14 protein-coding genes are annotated in these 16,317 nt (G+C 60.8%); 5 read left to right on the top strand and 9 right to left on the bottom strand.

Annotated elements, in window-relative coordinates:
• The first annotated feature begins 72 nt into the window (after window positions 1-72).
• A complete protein-coding gene (locus AWB64_RS19070) occupies window positions 73-1,218 on the top strand; it encodes a hydrolase (protein ID WP_082850546.1) in 1,146 nt (381 codons plus the stop codon).
• On the top strand, window positions 1,211-1,771 hold the full coding sequence (locus AWB64_RS19065; protein ID WP_060856987.1) for a DUF2946 family protein: 561 nt from the start codon (window positions 1,211-1,213) through the stop codon (window positions 1,769-1,771). Before AWB64_RS19070 ends, AWB64_RS19065 begins: the two co-directional genes overlap by 8 nt.
• Here AWB64_RS19065 and AWB64_RS19060 read toward each other — a convergent pair.
• The gene (locus tag AWB64_RS19060) at window positions 1,768-3,636 is read right to left on the bottom strand and encodes a M48 family metalloprotease (protein WP_060857065.1); all 1,869 of its coding nucleotides are present in this window, start codon (window positions 3,634-3,636) and stop codon (window positions 1,768-1,770) included. The genes AWB64_RS19065 and AWB64_RS19060 overlap by 4 nt on opposite strands.
• 120 nt (window positions 3,637-3,756) lie before the next feature.
• Here AWB64_RS19060 and moaC point away from each other — a divergent pair, with 120 nt between their 5' ends.
• The gene (gene moaC / locus AWB64_RS19055) at window positions 3,757-4,251 is read left to right on the top strand and encodes a cyclic pyranopterin monophosphate synthase MoaC (protein ID WP_060856986.1); all 495 of its coding nucleotides are present in this window, start codon (window positions 3,757-3,759) and stop codon (window positions 4,249-4,251) included.
• Between the two features lie 89 nt (window positions 4,252-4,340).
• Here moaC and AWB64_RS19050 read toward each other — a convergent pair whose 3' ends face one another.
• From AWB64_RS19050 to recA, 8 genes are all read right to left on the bottom strand, one after another.
• Window positions 4,341-6,161: a PglL family O-oligosaccharyltransferase gene (locus AWB64_RS19050; protein ID WP_060856985.1), complete on the bottom strand. Its 1,821-nt coding sequence runs from the start codon at window positions 6,159-6,161 to the stop codon at window positions 4,341-4,343.
• Between the two features lie 225 nt (window positions 6,162-6,386).
• Window positions 6,387-6,989: a pilin gene (locus AWB64_RS19045; RefSeq protein WP_060856984.1), complete on the bottom strand. Its 603-nt coding sequence runs from the start codon at window positions 6,987-6,989 to the stop codon at window positions 6,387-6,389.
• Window positions 6,990-7,107: 118 nt separating this feature from the next.
• Entirely contained in the window at window positions 7,108-7,818 is a 711-nt protein-coding gene (locus AWB64_RS19040; RefSeq protein ID WP_060857064.1) for a TerC family protein, read from the bottom strand.
• A gap of 146 nt (window positions 7,819-7,964) precedes the next feature.
• Window positions 7,965-8,846: a succinate--CoA ligase subunit alpha gene (gene sucD / locus AWB64_RS19035; protein ID WP_031359567.1), complete on the bottom strand. Its 882-nt coding sequence runs from the start codon at window positions 8,844-8,846 to the stop codon at window positions 7,965-7,967.
• Window positions 8,847-8,973: 127 nt separating this feature from the next.
• Window positions 8,974-10,155: an ADP-forming succinate--CoA ligase subunit beta gene (gene sucC, locus AWB64_RS19030; RefSeq protein WP_341845230.1), complete on the bottom strand. Its 1,182-nt coding sequence runs from the start codon at window positions 10,153-10,155 to the stop codon at window positions 8,974-8,976.
• Between the two features lie 172 nt (window positions 10,156-10,327).
• The gene (locus AWB64_RS19025; protein ID WP_060856982.1) at window positions 10,328-10,963 is read right to left on the bottom strand and encodes a DUF2889 domain-containing protein; all 636 of its coding nucleotides are present in this window, start codon (window positions 10,961-10,963) and stop codon (window positions 10,328-10,330) included.
• 116 nt (window positions 10,964-11,079) lie between these two features.
• The gene (gene recX / locus AWB64_RS19020; protein WP_244164114.1) at window positions 11,080-12,627 is read right to left on the bottom strand and encodes a recombination regulator RecX; all 1,548 of its coding nucleotides are present in this window, start codon (window positions 12,625-12,627) and stop codon (window positions 11,080-11,082) included.
• A gap of 16 nt (window positions 12,628-12,643) precedes the next feature.
• Window positions 12,644-13,717, bottom strand: a complete 1,074-nt coding sequence (recA, locus tag AWB64_RS19015; protein WP_060856981.1) for a recombinase RecA — start codon at window positions 13,715-13,717, stop codon at window positions 12,644-12,646.
• Window positions 13,718-13,944: 227 nt separating this feature from the next.
• Between recA and AWB64_RS19010 the strand changes: the two genes are divergently transcribed.
• Together AWB64_RS19010 and AWB64_RS19005 are read left to right on the top strand one after the other, a co-directional pair.
• Window positions 13,945-14,688: a response regulator gene (locus tag AWB64_RS19010; protein ID WP_060857062.1), complete on the top strand. Its 744-nt coding sequence runs from the start codon at window positions 13,945-13,947 to the stop codon at window positions 14,686-14,688.
• A gap of 7 nt (window positions 14,689-14,695) precedes the next feature.
• Window positions 14,696-16,273 carry a sensor histidine kinase gene (locus tag AWB64_RS19005; RefSeq protein ID WP_082850545.1) on the top strand — a complete coding sequence of 526 codons (1,578 nt, stop codon included), beginning with the start codon at window positions 14,696-14,698 and terminating at the stop codon, window positions 16,271-16,273.
• The last annotated feature ends 44 nt before the right edge of the window (window positions 16,274-16,317 follow it).

Here is a 16,317-nt window from a genome sequence, read left to right as displayed (position 1 = left end):
AAGGTGTTCATGGACTTGCCTACACCTATTGCCAAGCTGGTATTCAAGTTCGATCTCGTTCTATAGCGCGCCATGAAACGCGGTTCATCTCACCTCATTGCTCCCGGCCCGGCGCGCGCGACGGCATCGGACGGTGATGCGCCCTCAACGCCCTCGGCTGTGGATGCGATTGTCGATCCGTTGGTCGACCTGCTGTACCAGGCGCCGCGATGGCTGCCGACCGCTCACGCGCAGACCATCGTGCCCGCGTTGTTCGCGCGCCGGCCAATGGTGGAATACAGAAGGGAACGATGGACCACGCCGGATGGCGATTTCATCGATCTTGACTGGCTCGACAAGGCCGGTAGCAATGCTGCCGATACCGCGCAATCACAGCCCCAGGCGCCGCTTTTTGTCCTCTTCCATGGCCTCGAAGGCAGTTCGGATTCCCACTACGCGCGCGTATTGATGGCCGAAGCCCAGGCGCGCGGCTGGCTTGGCGTCGTGCCGCATTTTCGAAGCTGCAGCGGTTCAATGAATCTCCTGCCGCGCTTCTACCATCTCGCCGACAGCGCCGAAGTCGACTGGATCCTGCGCCGGCTGAAGGCGCAGCACAAAGGGCCGGTGGTCGCGGCGGGTGTTTCGCTGGGCGGCAACGTGTTGTTACGATGGCTTTGCGAGCAGGAACAGGACGCGAGCGCCATTCTCGATGCCGCCGCCGCGATCTCCGCGCCGCTCGACGTGCACGCCGGCGGCCACGCGATATCGCAGGGATTCGGCATGGTGTACACCCGCAGTTTCCTCAAGACGCTCAAGAGCAAGGCGCTCGCAAAACTCGATCAGTACCCTGGCCTCTTCGACCGCGACGCCATGCTGGCCGCCCGCACCATGCATGCATTCGACAACGCCGTCACCGCGCCAGTCCACGGTTTCCGCGATACCGACGACTATTGGACCCGCGCCACCACGGGGCCGTTTTTGCCGCGCATCGCGGCGCCCACGCTCGTGCTGAACGCGCGCAACGATCCGTTCTTGCCCGGACGCGTGCTGCCATCGGTGACGGAAGTATCCGCCGCGGTCACGCTCGACCAGCCCGCGCACGGCGGCCACGTCGGATTCATGACCGGGCCGTTTCCGGGACGTATCGACTGGTTATCGCAGCGGGTTTTCGGCTACTTGCAGACGCATGTGCGGCAAGTCGCGGCGGCTTCGGCCAACACGGATTCCACGCATGGATGAGATCGTCAAGCAGGCGCTGGCCAAATGGCCGAATGTCCCGCATTGCACCGGCTGGCTGCTGCTCGACCGTCGCGGCCAGTGGCGCATGCGCGACGACGCCACGCAAGCGGCGGGTTTGCCCGGCGATATCATCCGCCACGACGCGCTTCTGGGCTTTATCAACCGTAATTACGCCGCCGATGAAACCGGTCAGTGGTTCTTCCAGAACGGTCCGCAGCGCGTGTATGTGGAACTGGGTTATACCCCATGGATCGTGCGGCTGGCCGCAACAGACGGCGCGCTCAAGCTGACCGATCACGCGGGTGGCGCGTTCGAGCCGTCCGAAGCGTGGCTGGACGATCAGGGAAATGTGCTTTTTTCGGCTGGGTCACGAATCGCAGCGCTGCACGATCACGACCTTGATATGTTTGCATCGCACGCGGAATTCAGTGAAGACGGTGGCGTTTTCCACTTCGCGCCGGGCCTGGATTTGCCTTTGCAGCCCATCTCGCGCAAAGACGTGGCAGGACGCTTCGGCTTCGTCACCAGTCCGGCGGCGAAAGCGGCGGCCTAGCTGTCGTCCTTTTCCATCTCGCGCTCTTCCTTGTAGCGCGTCTCGAAGTCGCGCAGCCGCGCGGATATCGTCGATAAATCGTAGAAACCCGCGTTCTTCAGATCGCGCGCGGCCTGCAACTGCCGGATCGCCGAAGGCCACGCGCCATCCAGCGCGAGCTTTTCCGCCATCGCGCGATGCTGCTGCATCGGGTCGTTCGCGCCCGCGCTCGCTTGCGCCAGGTATCGCCACCAGTCGGGCTGATTGGGGTCATCGCGCGTCTCGCGGCGAGCCAGCGCCTGCGCTTCGGCAAAACGGCGCGCCGATAACAACGCCTGCAAATGCGCTTCGATAGCCGCGTGCGATGCCGGCCAACGCGCCTGGGCGATATCGGCGAGATGGATCGCTTCGTTGTCGTGACCGGCGAGGCGCGCGATATCGGCGGCGAGGACATCGAGGCTTGGCGAACTGCGAACTTGCGGACGCTTCGCCGCGACCGTGCCCAGGTTCACGACGTTGGCAGGAGATTTCGACACGGCATTCAGCGACGCCAGCGCCGCGCTCGCGGGCGAAGCGACATCGATTGATAGCGGCGGCGGGATGGAGTTGTTAGTGTTGCTGACGGTAGCCGTTTTCGGTTCCCCCGAAGCGAGACGATCCTCTTGTGCCGATTCCGCGTCGAACACTTTCCGAGCTTCGGCCAGCGATGTGTTCGCGGCATCGTAGTCGCACTGAAGCGTCTGCGCGAGCGCGATCCCGTACCAGTTCGCGGCCACGTTCAGCGCCGTCTGATCCTCGATTTCAGCGCGCAACCGGCTCGCGACATCGCGATATTCGCTCGTTGAATTGACCTGCAGCACGCGTGCGCGCGCTCGCACGAAACCGTATTCCGGATCCTGCTGCGGCTGCCGGTAGGCCACCCGGCGCGCGCGATCCTCCATGTCGGCCATGCGCTCGCCCGTCAGCGGATGCGTGCGCAGATACGGCGGCACGCCGTTGTCGCCCATCGCGGTGCGGTCGAGCCGGGCGAAAAACGAGACCATTGCGTACGGATCGTAGCCCGCCGCGCTCAGCATCTGGAAGCCGACGCGATCCGCTTCGTGTTCAGCCGAACGTGAAAAGCGCAGCTGGTTATCGAGCGCGAAGGCCTGGCCGCCCATCGCGATTCCCATTCCCAGGTCGCCGCTGTGCGCCACCACGCCCGCGAGCACGCCGAACAACATCGCCGCGATCGCCGCGTAGCCGCTGCGTTCGCTGGAACCGATCATCCGCGCGATGTGCCGCTGCAGCACGTGTCCCATCTCGTGCCCGACCACCGACGCCAGTTCCGACTCTGTCTGGGTCGTCGCGATCAGCCCCGTGTTCACGCCGATAAAACCGCCGGGCATGGAGAACGCGTTGATCTGCGCGTCGCGCACGGGAAAGAGATCGAAGTCCGGCAGATAGCCGCCGATGTATTGCGTCGCCGCAGCCGCCGACAAACGCGCGGCGATCGAATTCAGGTAATCGCGAATGAGCCAGTCATCGAGATAATCCGGATCGCGCCGTAGATCGCGCATCAGGCGTTCACCGAGACGGCGTTCGGCTTGTGGCGTGAGCGCGCCGCCGGAGCCATCGCCGAGATCGGGGAGTTGGAGCGCGTTCATCGACGCCTGGAGACCCGCTTTCTCACCCGGCCGATTGGCGAAGCGCGCGGCAGCGCCGCCATAGAGGCCGAAGACGTTGGCGTCGATAGTCGCGCTCGGTGTAGTCAGCGAATCGCTGGAAGCCGCTGCGGGTTGTGCCTGTGTTTGCGCCGGTATTTGTGCCGATGTTTGTGCGAAAGCGCCGTGAGGCAGGCCCACGGTCAGGCACAACACGACTGTGATCAGGCGGTTTGGACGCATGGCAAGCTTTGCTATACGGATGGCCGGATGCATGGGCCGGAAAGGCTTATCGTAGCAGCGTGAGCGCGCGTGGACCACCCGCACGCCGCTGGTATCATGAGCGCGATGCAAGGAGAATTCATGTCCGGACTTACACATTTCGACGCTTCTGGCGAAGCGCACATGGTCGATGTCGGCGACAAAAGCGAAACGCGGCGGATTGCAATTGCGCGCGGCTCCATCGCGATGCTGCCTGCCACGCTCGCGCTGATCCGCGACGGCAAAGCCAAGAAAGGCGACGTGCTCGGCGTTGCACGGATTGCCGCGATCCAGGGCGCGAAGCGCACGTCGGACCTGATCCCGCTATGCCATCCGCTGGCGCTCACGCGCGTGGCGGTGGATTTTTCCATCGATGAGACATTGCCCGGCGTGCATTGCGAAGTGCGCGTTGAAACGGTCGGGCGGACCGGCGTGGAGATGGAAGCACTGACGGCCGTGCAGGTCGGGCTGTTGACGGTTTATGACATGTGCAAGGCGGTGGATCGGGGGATGACGATCACCGATGTGAAGGTCTTGGAAAAGCATGGAGGGAAATCGGGGGATTGGGTAGCGAAGGAACAGCACCTTCCTCGTTGATTTCGGTTCGGAAAGACCAAGGCCGTTCCAGCTTGCGCTGGAACGGCCTTGGTCTATTTCCACACGGTGATTTCAGGAATCAGATCTCGTCACTCATCGTCATCGTCATCGCTTTCATCCGTCTCCGATGCCGCCGGCACGCCATACAGCTTCACCAGTTCCGCCTTGAACGCCGCGACCGGCTTGCCCTGCTCATCGAGCGACTTGAACACCGACTCCAGTTGTGTCGGCCAGTCGTGCAGCTCGGTCGCGAAAATCTTCAGCCGCGCCACGGTATCGAGCGCGTCCTGATTCTGACCGGCCAGCGCCTGCAGCACGGCGTATCGACGCAAGACGGTTTCTCCCGGCAACAGCGCGATCGCCTGACGATGCCTGTCGAGCTTGCTGGCAAGATCCTGGCCGTTCATGGGCAGCAACGTAGCCGCACCATATTCGCCCCACGCTCGAAACAGGAACGATGGATCCGCCGCGTACTGCTCTGCGGGCCGCGCACCGTAATACAGCACTTCCGCGCGGTTGTAATCGCGAAGCACCGGATAAAGCGAAAGCAGGCCGAGGACAACCAGCACAGCATAAAGCCCGAACGAAAACGAGCGCGAAACCAGTCGCAAAGGCCGCGTTTCGAGCAAGCCAAAAATCAGCATGGCGGGCATCAGATAAAACATGTACTGCTGCGGGTATTCGACAAGCGCGTGCATTGTCAGAACACCGAGCAACGCGAGCGCAAAAATCCGCGCAGGCGTATGCGGCGCGCGCAGCACACGCACGAGCCAGCCAATCACGCCGAACAACACGATCGCCAAGCCAAGCAAACCGGTTTTGGCGAGCAGATCGATGAAGATATCGTGCGAATTATTCGCGATCTCCACACCGCCGAGTTCACGCACAAACTCGAACTGATGCAGCGGAAATTCGCCCCAGCCCACACCCAGCAACGGATGCGTCAAGAACATGGTCCAGCCGTATTTCCACAGCGCGAGGCGCGGCGCGATCTGGTTCGCGTCCTGCATGCGCTCCGCCGCCGACTGTCCCAGTTCAAGCTGATAGCGCACGTTCGCCCATCGGATCGCGGCGTTCACCGCGAAGAACAGCACCAGCAGCACGACGGGAACCAGCCATGCGCGCGCCTTATGTTTGGCAGCATCGCTCGCGGGCGCGTCGGGATCGTCGGCGGCGCTCGGGCGGCCCTGGATCAAGGCCATCCATAAACCGGCAACCACGATCACGCCCATCTGCAACCACGGACCACGCGATACCGTCAGCGCAAGCCCCGCAGAAAATATCGCGGAGAGCGCGAACCATACGACCACAGGCAAGCGCCGCGTCTGTACCAGATAAAGCGCCCCTGCGGTCGCGAACGCGATGTACGTAGCAAGGTGATTCGCCTGCGCCATGTTGCCGAACGGCCGGCGCTCAATGCTCACGTTGTAGGCGACCACGAACGGCGAAAACTTCGCTTCCATATGAAAGAGTTGCACGACCTGGCAGAACACGGCGAACAGGCCGCCCACGATCAACGCCGACGCGCCCCAGCGCAACGCTTTCTCGGCCATTCCGGCGCGCACGAAGCCATATCCGGTATGCACGGCAATAAACGACGCCAGCAGATAACCGCCGCCGAGCCAGTTCATGGAGGGCTGCGCGACCGGAAGTACAACTGTCTGCGCCACAAGCAAAAGCCCGAGCACGAGCGGCATCAACGCGATGAGTGGCGTCGCGAACGCCACACGCGGCTCGGACAAGCGCACGACCAGCGCCATTCCGGCGCCGAGCGCGAGGAACAACCCGAACGCGCTGTACTCGGCGTAGAAGGTCGGAATGGGATACGTATGGTTGACGACTGCAAATGGAATCGTCAGCGCCAGACAGAGGACGGAAAGAGTAAGGTAGCGCGCGATATTTGAAGGCATGAGGGGTCGGGAACGTCGGCAACCGGCGCACTATACAAAAAATTACTCATGCTGTGCGGCGCCCGGCATGAAATGCGCTGAAATCGCGGTCGATCGTTAGAAATCCGTGGCGCTTTCGGCAAAACAGAGAAGCTGAACGCAATCCGCGTGCTCGCTTTCAAATCGAATCAGCGATTACGGTTTCATGCGGTCAGCCTTTTCAGCACGATCTAACCGGCGTGGAACTTAAGCGCGGCATTCTGGCGGTGCAAGATTCGGCGCCAACGTCGCTGCTTCGGATGGCAACGGGCCTGCACCCGGCGCTGGCAACGACGACGATGATTTCGTCGCGGCGAAGCATTCCCAAGTTATAGATCCCGCCTGGACCGAACCCTTCGTCAAAGCCGTTCGCGCGGTCGGCGCTTCGGCGTTATCGGGCGTGGACGGCACCAGAACGATTGTGTTCGATCCGGCGGGCGCTACACGCGTGGAATATGCAATGGTGATCTGGCCGTTGTCTTCATCCACGTGAATGGATTCCACGTTACGCGTGCCTGGCGGCGTGGAATATCCGCCGCCCAGATCAGATCCGCTCGCGGCATTTTCGGCCACGGCCAACCGCGCTGAAGACGCGAGCGACAACCCCTCTCCCACCCGGCTGCGCGCCAGATAATCCTGATACGCCGGAATCGCATACGCCGCGACCACCCCCACAATTGCCAACACGATCATCAACTCGATCAGCGTAAAACCCAGCCCCAAGCGCTTCTTTTTATCCCGCGCCAATAGCCGCCGAAACCACGACTGGCCTTCCGTGATGCTCTTGAACCCGCACACCGCTACTGTCATTGCTGAACTCCCAAAAGGACGAAGCGTCTGGCTGCGTGATGCAATCCAGACGCTTCGATCTTATTGAGCCCGGCAAGGCCCTGACAGTCAGCCAAACGGCCAACGCTTCACGGCAAAATCAGTGTGCGGCGTTGGATTGCGCGGCCCGCCCGCGCTTGCGGAAGAACCAGCCAACCGCCAGCACCAGCACAGCCCCCGCAATGTGCGCGGCGTACTCCGCGCTCGGCACGTTCAGCGCGGGCCAGCGGTCAATAAACGGATCGCCAATGATCAACCCGCCCGCGATCCATCCGAGCAACCCGGCGCCGAGCGCGATCACGATCGGGAATTTATCGATCAGCTTCAACACAAGCGTGCTGCCCCACACGATCAGCGGAATGCTCACGAGCAAGCCGAAGATCACGAGTGCGAGCCGATGCTGCGGATCGGCGGCCTCGGCGGCGCCCGCGACCGCGATCACGTTGTCGAGGCTCATGACAGCGTCGGCAACGATGATGGTCTTGATCGCGGTCCAAAGCTGATCGGCCGGTTTCACGTTCGGATCGCCGTGATCCGGCATCATGAGTTTCACGCCGATCCACAACAGCAAAAGGCCACCGACAAACTTGAGGAACGGAATATCGAGCAGCACGACGGCGAACGCGATCAGCACCACACGAAGGATGATTGCGCCGAGCGTGCCGAGCAGCACGCCGCGAGTGCGTTGTTGATCGGGCAGATTGCGCACGGCGAGCGCGATGACGACCGCGTTATCGCCGCCGAGCAGGATATCGATGATGATGATTTGTAAAACAGCGCCCCAATGGAGCGTGGCGAAGAATTCGAGCATGAAAAAACCGGTGAGCGACAGCAACAAAAAGCACGCCCAACAAAAAAGCGGGGAAGCATCAGCTCCCCCGCTCTTAGTACCGACGTGTTACGCAAGGCTTACATAAGCATATCAAAAGCCTGCGTTTTCTGTCGATCAGCCGTTCCTTAAAGCATCGCCTTCAACAAACGCGCCATTTCCGACGGGTTCTTCGTGACGGTGATACCGCATGCTTCCATGATTTCCAGCTTGGCATCGGCCGTATCCGCACCGCCCGAAATCAGCGCGCCCGCGTGGCCCATGCGCTTTCCGGCCGGAGCCGTGACACCCGCAATGAAGCCAACCACCGGCTTCTTCATGTTGTCCTTGATCCAGTAAGCCGCGTTCGCTTCGTCCGGGCCACCGATCTCGCCGATCATGATCACGGCGTCCGTGTCGGGATCGTCGTTGAACATCTTCATGACGTCGATGTGCTTCAGGCCGTTGATCGGATCGCCGCCAATGCCGACGGCCGACGACTGGCCAAGACCAATCGCCGTCAACTGGCCAACCGCTTCGTACGTGAGCGTGCCCGAACGCGACACCACGCCAATGCGGCCCTTGCGGTGAATGTGACCCGGCATGATGCCGATCTTCAGTTCGTCCGGCGTGATCGTGCCCGGGCAGTTCGGTCCGAGCAGCAGCGTCTTGCGATTTTCGCGACGCATACGGTCCTTGATCTCGAGCATGTCGCGCACGGGAATGCCTTCCGTGATGCAGATCGCGAGATCCAGGTCGGCTTCGACCGCTTCCCAGATTGCAGCAGCGGCGCCTGCCGGCGGCACGTAGATCACTGAAACGGTTGCGCCCGTTTCAGCCTTCGCTTCCGCGACGCTCGCGTAGATTGGAATGCCTTCGAAGTCTTCGCCCGCGCGCTTCGGGTTCACGCCCGCAACGTATGCCTCACGGCCGTTCGCGTACTCGCGGCAAGCGCGGGTGTGGAACTGGCCGGTCTTACCGGTAATGCCCTGGGTAATAACCTTCGTGTCTTTGTTGATCAGAATCGACATGGTGTGCCTCTGTTCGTCGACGCCGCTTTTCACCTGCGCACCTTGGGTTCAAGGCGCGGCCGGGCGGAAAAGCGCCGCCTTTCGTGTCTGGTGGAACGCTCGTAATTGCCGGAAATGATCCTGGCGCTTACTTGCCCTCGGCTGCCGCGACGACCTTCTGCGCAGCTTCTTCCATGCTGTCGGCCGCGATGATGGGCAAGCCCGAATCCGCCAGCATCTTCTTGCCGAGATCTTCGTTCGTGCCCTTCATGCGCACGACCAGAGGAACCTTCAGCGACACAGCCTTCGAGGCTTCGATCACGCCTTCCGCGATCACGTCGCAGCGCATGATGCCGCCGAAAATGTTCACGAGGATCGCCTTCAGGCCCGGGTTCTTCAACATGATCTTGAAGGCTTCCGTGACCTTTTCGGTCGTGGCGCCGCCGCCCACGTCGAGGAAGTTGGCCGGCTCGCCGCCGAACAGCTTGATGGTGTCCATGGTCGCCATTGCCAGACCCGCGCCGTTCACCAGGCAGCCGATGTTGCCATCGAGCGAGATGTAGGCCAGATCGAACTTCGATGCTTCCACTTCAGCCGGATCTTCTTCGTCCAGATCGCGATACGCCACGATGTCCGGATGACGGAACAGCGCGTTGGCATCGAAATTGAACTTGGCGTCGAGTGCGATCACCTTGCCGTCGCCCGTGACGATCAGCGGGTTGATTTCGGCCAGCGATGCATCCGTTTCCCAGAATGCCTTGTACAGGCCTTGCAGGATCGCGCGAGCTTGCGGGATCGAACCTTCGGGAATGCCGATCTTGCGCGAGAGATCGTCGGCGTCCTTGTCTTCAAGGCCCGTCGATGGCTCGACGGCGAACTTGTGCAGCAGTTCCGGCGTCTTTTCCGCGACTTCTTCAATGTCCATGCCGCCTTCGCTCGATGCCATCACCACGACTTTTTGCGTGATGCGGTCGAGCACGAGGCCCACGTACAGTTCCTTCTTGATGTCCGCGCCTTCTTCGATCAGGAGGCGGTTCACCTTTTGGCCTTCAGGGCCGGTCTGGTGCGTGACGAGCTGCATGCCGAGGATCTGGTTCGAATATTCGCGAACCTGGTCCAGCGTCTTCGCAACCTTCACGCCGCCGCCTTTACCACGGCCACCAGCGTGAATCTGAGCCTTGACGACCCATACCGGGCCGCCCAGCTCTTCAGCGGCCTTGACCGCATCGTCCACCGAGAACACGGGCTTGCCGCGCGGGACCGCGACGCCGAACTTCCGCAGGATTTCCTTTCCCTGGTACTCGTGAATCTTCATGCGTGATTCCTTCAGTCTGAGAGTTGGATTGAACTTCGAATGGTTGATTACGAAGATTTACGCCGAGCAATGTATCCGGTGGCGATGACAAGCGTCGCCGGACGCATGCTGATTCTGCTGATCTTGCTGGTATTTCGTGGTCGGCCAGTTCTGGTGAACCTGCTCAAGCGGGTTTCGCTGAGCTGGCTCAAGTGCGCTCCCGGCCTTGTCCGCTGTCCTTTTCCACGATGCGTGCAGTTCCGTCCGACGCGCTCCTGGGCGCGTGACCGAACCAGCGTGGATAGTGTTGCCGGACAGCCTCGCCATCGAAACGCAATGCGTTGCAACGGCCGAGCTGGAAAGGCGATTTGTCTGTATCGGTTGATTTCCCGGGCGCGCCGCCCTTTTCGGTATTCCAGACTTCGCCAGCGAAAGCCTGGATGGCAGCGGTGGGCAATACGGCGCAAAGTTCCGTGAGATGGGTGCAACCGGTCGTGCCGGCCAGCAAACGGCTCGATTCACGACGGAAATTTTGTATGAGATTGAGGCCGATGAGCGCCCCGTAAGCCGGGTTTGATGCTGAACACAACTGACCATACGGCGCCCAATCGGAAGCCGCTTCGGCGTCGACGATAGCGAACGTGCGGTCGATAGTGATGCGCAGCCAGAGTTCATGGATCGGCAGGCCTTGGGGCCGGACGCCCGACGCGAGTTTGACGTCGCGCGGCTTTTCATCAGTTAGGCAGGCCTCGATGTCCCACAAGCCGTCATCACGCTCAAACGCTTCCATTCGAATCGCGCGGCGATGGCGCAACTGACGGGAAACGGGCGGAGAAAGCGGCATGTGCAGAGAAAGGCCGGAATGGGAAAACGCCGAGATTTTACCATACTGGGCATTTTGAGCCGGACGGAGTTGCCGGAAGGCCGATTAAGGCTGAATCAGGGCGATTTTTGCCGCTTTCAGGCTTTTTCCATGCTGAAATCGTCGTCACTGGCCTTCAAGACTTTCATGATGACGCCGCTGGTGAACCCCCGGGTTGCCAGAAAGCGGGCCTGTTTGGCGCGATCGGCCGGTGTGACGGGCAGTTCGCCGTATTTTTTGCTCCAGACTTCCCGCGCGCGCGCGAGTTCGGTGTCTTTCAGCGCTGCGTTAGCGTCCTGAATAAGCGTTTCGTCTATGCCATTGCGTTTGAGCTCATTCACAATGCGGCTTGTGCCCAGGCGCGCGCCGCGCCGGTGAACCACACTCTCGACAAAACGCTCATTCGATAACCAGCCTTCCCGCTCAAGTGCGTCGAGCAAGGTTTCCAGCGAATCGGTTTCTGTGAGGTGCGGCGTGAGTTTACGCGTAAGTTCCGCGCGGCTGTGTTCGCGGCGGGATAGATAACCGAGTGCTCGACCACGTAGAGATAGCTGCGGGCGCTTTCTTTTGGTTTCGCTAGTTGCCGGCGGTTTGCTTCGGCCGGTCGTTCCGCGGGAATAGACCGATTCGGAGTCTGCGTTCGAGAGCCGTGCATCCGGAGCGCTACTTTCTGCAGGCACGCATTGTTCGAACGGTTCGAAGGGATCGGCCGTGTCCTCGAAGCCGCCTGCAATGGCCCGATCTGTCGCCGTTGAGCGTTCAGGCGTGGATGTGACCGCCGCTTTCGAGGATGCACTACGCGGTTTTTGAACAAGCGTTTGTTCAACCAGGGCCTGCGCTTGCTTCAGTCGATCGCCTGAGTTTGTGACGTTCGCCACAGCCCGTTGCTGAACTGGATCTACAACCCCGGTAGATGATTTATCTTCAGTCAGCTTTTTTGAGAAAGCACTTCGGCGGCTTGCGGCGCGGTCGGTCGATCGCTCGAAAACATCTTCGCCGTCAACTGGCTTCCTGGCTGCCTTCGTGCCGGATGAAGATTTGTTGCCGCCGCCAGAACTGCTTCGTCCAAATTTTTTATCGCTGGAGCGCTCGTAGACGTCATCTGATTCATTGGCCGATGACCTTCCGGAAGTCGAACGCCCCAACCCTCCGCCCCCAAACGAACTACGTTTCTTTGGAAACGCACGATCGCTTGACCGCTCATACACGGACTCGGCTTCTTCAGGCGTAGCATTTTCATCAGGAATGGCGCTCGCTGCGATAGCCTCAGCTTTCGATGTTCCGGCGGAAAGGCTCGAAGCATTGCCAGTTTTGCCGAAGCTGCTTTTTCTGCCGAAGCTGCTGCCGCTGTCTTTGTTGCTCGAAAAGCTGCTGCCTTTAAACCCACCACCACCGCTTTTACTGAAGGTGTTGCCAAATGAACGACGCGCCAATGCAGATCCCTCCGCATCAGCGCGTTCGTTTGACGCCGCGCGATATCGGTCGCTGCTTCTTTCATAGCGATCAATCTCTTCCTCAGCGCAGCAGATGTTTTCACCGTCATCGCTTGAGGATTTCGAGCCGTCCGTACCGTCCTTCGCGTCTTGCTCCGAGTCACGACTTGAATCGCGACCGGTTTTCGATCCGAACCGGCTCTTGCGCATCATCTTTACCGCCTAAAACTCATTCTTCTTCATCAGCCACTTCGGCAACGCCCGGCAGTGCATCGGCCATTGCATTGACGCCCAGCGACTCGCGGATCTTGTTCTCGATTTCGCGCGCCATTTCCGGATTCTCACGCAGGAATTCACGCGCGTTGTCTTTGCCCTGACCAATCCGCTCGCCGTTGTAGCTGTACCAGGCACCGGCTTTGTCCACCAACTTGGCTTGCACGCCCAAGTCGATGATTTCGCCCTGACGCGAGATACCTTCGCCATAAAGAATGTCGAAGATGGCTTCGCGGAATGGCGGCGCGACCTTGTTCTTCACCACCTTCACGCGCGTTTCATTGCCGATCACTTCGTCGTTCTTCTTGATCGAGCCAATACGGCGAATATCCAGACGAACGGACGCGTAGAACTTCAGCGCATTACCACCCGTTGTGGTTTCCGGATTGCCGAACATGACGCCAATCTTCATGCGAATCTGGTTGATGAAAATCACCAGACAGTTCGTACGTTTGATTGTGCCGGTCAGCTTGCGCAGCGCCTGCGACATCAAACGTGCTTGCAAGCCAGGTAGCGAATCGCCCATTTCGCCTTCGATTTCAGCCTTCGGAACCAGCGCCGCAACCGAGTCGATCACGATCATGTCGATGGAACCCGAGCGCACTAAAGCGTCCGCGATTTCCAGCGCCTGCTCGCCCGTATCCGGCTGCGAGATCAGCAGGTCCGACGGATTTACGCCGAGCTTTTGCGCATAGGCAATGTCGAGTGCGTGTTCCGCGTCAATAAACGCCGCCGTGCCGCCGAGTTTCTGCATTTCCGCGATCACTTGCAACGTCAGCGTGGTCTTGCCCGACGATTCCGGACCGTAGACCTCGACCACACGTCCGCGCGGCAAGCCGCCGACGCCCAATGCAATATCCAGTCCGAGCGAACCAGTCGACACCACCTGGATGTCTTCAATGACTTCGCCAGCGCCGAGTCGCATGATCGACCCCTTGCCGAATTGCTTTTCGATCTGCGACAGCGCAGCGGCCAGCGCCTTGCTCTTCTCCGCAGACATCCCGCCCGGGCCTTTCTTGCTATCTTCCATGAATCGTCCTTTGCTATGATGAACGGCATCTGGCGCATGCCCGCGGGGCTTTTGTCCCACTGGGTGCACTGCTTCAGACACTGTATAAAAAAACAGGTGTTTTTGCAAGTGGGATCAGCGCGCGTAGTTTCAACACCACGCTGTGACCTTGCAAGCGCACCACAACACCTGGAGACCGCCGCGCCGGGCGAATTGCGGTGCCGGCAATGCTTTCTGCGCACACTACGATGCGAATACTCATTGCCGAAGACGACAGCATACTCGCGGACGGTCTGGTTCGATCACTCCGCCAATCGGGGTATGCGGTGGACCACGTCAAGCACGGCGTGGAAGCCGATACCGCCCTTGCGCTGCAAACTTTCGACCTCCTGATCCTCGATCTGGGGCTACCCATGATGTCCGGCCTCGAAGTCCTGCGGCGCCTGCGCGCCCGCAATTCGCAGATGCCCGTGCTCATCCTGACGGCCGCCGACAGCGTCGACGAGCGCGTCAAGGGCCTTGACCTCGGCGCCGACGACTACATGGCCAAACCGTTCGCGCTGAACGAACTCGAAGCCCGCGTGCGCGCCCTCACGCGGCGCGGCGCGGGCGGCGGTCCTACCGTTGTCAGGCACGGCGCGCTTTCATTCGATCAGGTCGGGCGCATTGCGTCCATCAACGACCAGGTCATCGAGTTGTCCGCGCGCGAACTCGGCGTGCTCGAAGTCCTTCTGCAAAGGGTTGGCCGGCTGGTATCGAAGGAACAGCTTGTCAACCACCTTTGCGAGTGGGGCGAGGAAGTCAGCAATAACGCGATCGAAGTCTATGTCCATCGGCTAAGAAAAAAAATCGAGCCCGGTGGAGCGCGCATCATGACCGTTCGCGGGCTAGGCTATAGCCTTGAAAAAGCCGTTGCGCCAGCCGCCGCTCCGGTCCCGCCGGGACCTGCGGACGCTGGCCCGACAACGTCGTCCAGCCCTCACTATAAGTAACCACGTTATGGGCTCGCCCGCTACTTCCAAGCGTGCCGCCCAGGCGTTGCGCGAGTTGCCACACCCGTCGCCGGATCTGCTCAATGCGGACCCCGACGTGTCTCGTGACGCGCGTTACGCCAACCCCTTCGCGCCCCCGGATCAACTTGAGCCCGACGGCGAGCCGGCGCCGCGTTCGTTGTTCGGTGAGATTCTCGACTGGATGCTCGCGCCGCTGCTTTTGTTGTGGCCCATGAGCATCGCGGTCACGTATCTGGTCGCGAAGTCGATTGCCAATGGGCCATTCGACCGCGCGCTCGAAACCGACGCCTACGTGCTTGCCCGGCAGATCCAGCCGGTCAACGGCGTGGCCGAACTGCGGCTGCCGAATGCCACGCGTGATTTCCTGAGGGCGGATAACGTCGATAGCGTTTTTTTCCAGGTGCTTGGCACGAGAGGCGAACTGGTAGGCGGCGACGCCGACATGCCCCTGCCCCACAACGACGACCGCCCGCAACCCGGCATTGTGGAATTTCGCGACGACGTATTGCGCGGCAACGACATCCGCGTGGCGTACACGACGGTTGAATCGCCGTCGCTGTCGCAGCCGGTGCTTATCCAGGTGGCGGAAACGCTCGATAAACGCAGCCAGTTGGCCAACGACATCATCAAGGGCGTGATCCTGCCGCAATTCGTGATCTTGCCGCTGGCCATCGTACTGGTGTGGTTCGGGCTCTCGCGCGGGCTCGCGCCGCTGCACGCCTTGCAGTCAAACATCCGGGCGCGCCGGCCGGACGACCTTTCCCCGCTCGAAGCGAGTCGCGCGCCGCCGGAAATCGCGCCGCTGGTGGCATCGTTCAATGATTTGCTCAACCGGCTCGAGCAGAACATGGAGTTGCAAAAGCGCTTCATAGCCGACGCCGCCCATCAAATGAAAACGCCACTCGCCGGTTTGCGGACGCAGGCCGAACTGGCGTTGCGACAGGACGTGCCCGCTGAAGTGCAGCGTTCGCTCGAACAGATCGCGACGAGTTCCGAGCACGCAGCGCGGCTCGTCACTCAACTGCTTGCGCTTGCACGCGCCGAGAACCGGATGACCGGGCAGATTTTCTCGCGCGTCGAACTCACCGATCTCGCGCGGCTCGCCGTGCGCGACTGGGTGCAGGCGGCGTTGGCGAAGCGAATGGACATTGGGTATGAAGAGCCGCCGCATCCCGTTGAAGTGGAAGGCAACATGGTGATGTTGCGCGAGATGCTGTCAAATCTTATCGATAACGCCATTCGCTACACCCCGCCCGGCGGCCGAATAACCGTCCGCGTGCGTACCGAGGATTCGGATACGCGCCGCGTTTTTCTCGAGGTCGAGGACACGGGATTGGGCATTCCGGCCGCGGAACGAACGCGCGTGGTGGAGCGGTTTTATCGGATCCTGGGGCGTGAAGGTGACGGCAGTGGACTGGGCTTGGCAATCGTACGGGAGATTGTGACCATGCATGGCGGCACGCTCGATATCGGAGACCATGTGTACAACGAGACGCCTCGGCAAGCTGGAACGCTCGTCAGAGTTGGCTTAAGGCGGGTTTATCCTGCCCGGGACAAACCCTGACCAAGCATCGAGGAGAACTTTCTTAGGTCGTGAATTTACCTATA

This window comes from Caballeronia sordidicola, assembly GCF_001544455.2.
GTDB lineage: Bacteria > Pseudomonadota > Gammaproteobacteria > Burkholderiales > Burkholderiaceae > Caballeronia > Caballeronia sordidicola.
Note: the sequence above shows the minus strand (reverse complement) of the source record. Positions and strands in the feature narration are given on the sequence as shown.

Coding starts and splice junctions, on each gene's coding strand:
- recX (WP_244164114.1), bottom strand. CDS start 12,627: ATGATGCGCAAGAGCCGGTTCGGATCGAAAACCGGTCGCGATTCAAGT.
- AWB64_RS19050 (WP_060856985.1), bottom strand. CDS start 6,161: ATGCCTTCAAATATCGCGCGCTACCTTACTCTTTCCGTCCTCTGTCTG.
- AWB64_RS19045 (WP_060856984.1), bottom strand. CDS start 6,989: ATGACAGTAGCGGTGTGCGGGTTCAAGAGCATCACGGAAGGCCAGTCG.
- AWB64_RS19065 (WP_060856987.1), top strand. CDS start 1,211: ATGGATGAGATCGTCAAGCAGGCGCTGGCCAAATGGCCGAATGTCCCG.
- moaC (WP_060856986.1), top strand. CDS start 3,757: ATGTCCGGACTTACACATTTCGACGCTTCTGGCGAAGCGCACATGGTC.
- AWB64_RS19040 (WP_060857064.1), bottom strand. CDS start 7,818: ATGCTCGAATTCTTCGCCACGCTCCATTGGGGCGCTGTTTTACAAATC.
- AWB64_RS19005 (WP_082850545.1), top strand. CDS start 14,696: ATGGGCTCGCCCGCTACTTCCAAGCGTGCCGCCCAGGCGTTGCGCGAG.
- recA (WP_060856981.1), bottom strand. CDS start 13,717: ATGGAAGATAGCAAGAAAGGCCCGGGCGGGATGTCTGCGGAGAAGAGC.
- AWB64_RS19060 (WP_060857065.1), bottom strand. CDS start 3,636: ATGCGTCCAAACCGCCTGATCACAGTCGTGTTGTGCCTGACCGTGGGC.
- sucD (WP_031359567.1), bottom strand. CDS start 8,846: ATGTCGATTCTGATCAACAAAGACACGAAGGTTATTACCCAGGGCATT.
- AWB64_RS19010 (WP_060857062.1), top strand. CDS start 13,945: ATGCGAATACTCATTGCCGAAGACGACAGCATACTCGCGGACGGTCTG.
- AWB64_RS19025 (WP_060856982.1), bottom strand. CDS start 10,963: ATGCCGCTTTCTCCGCCCGTTTCCCGTCAGTTGCGCCATCGCCGCGCG.
- AWB64_RS19070 (WP_082850546.1), top strand. CDS start 73: ATGAAACGCGGTTCATCTCACCTCATTGCTCCCGGCCCGGCGCGCGCG.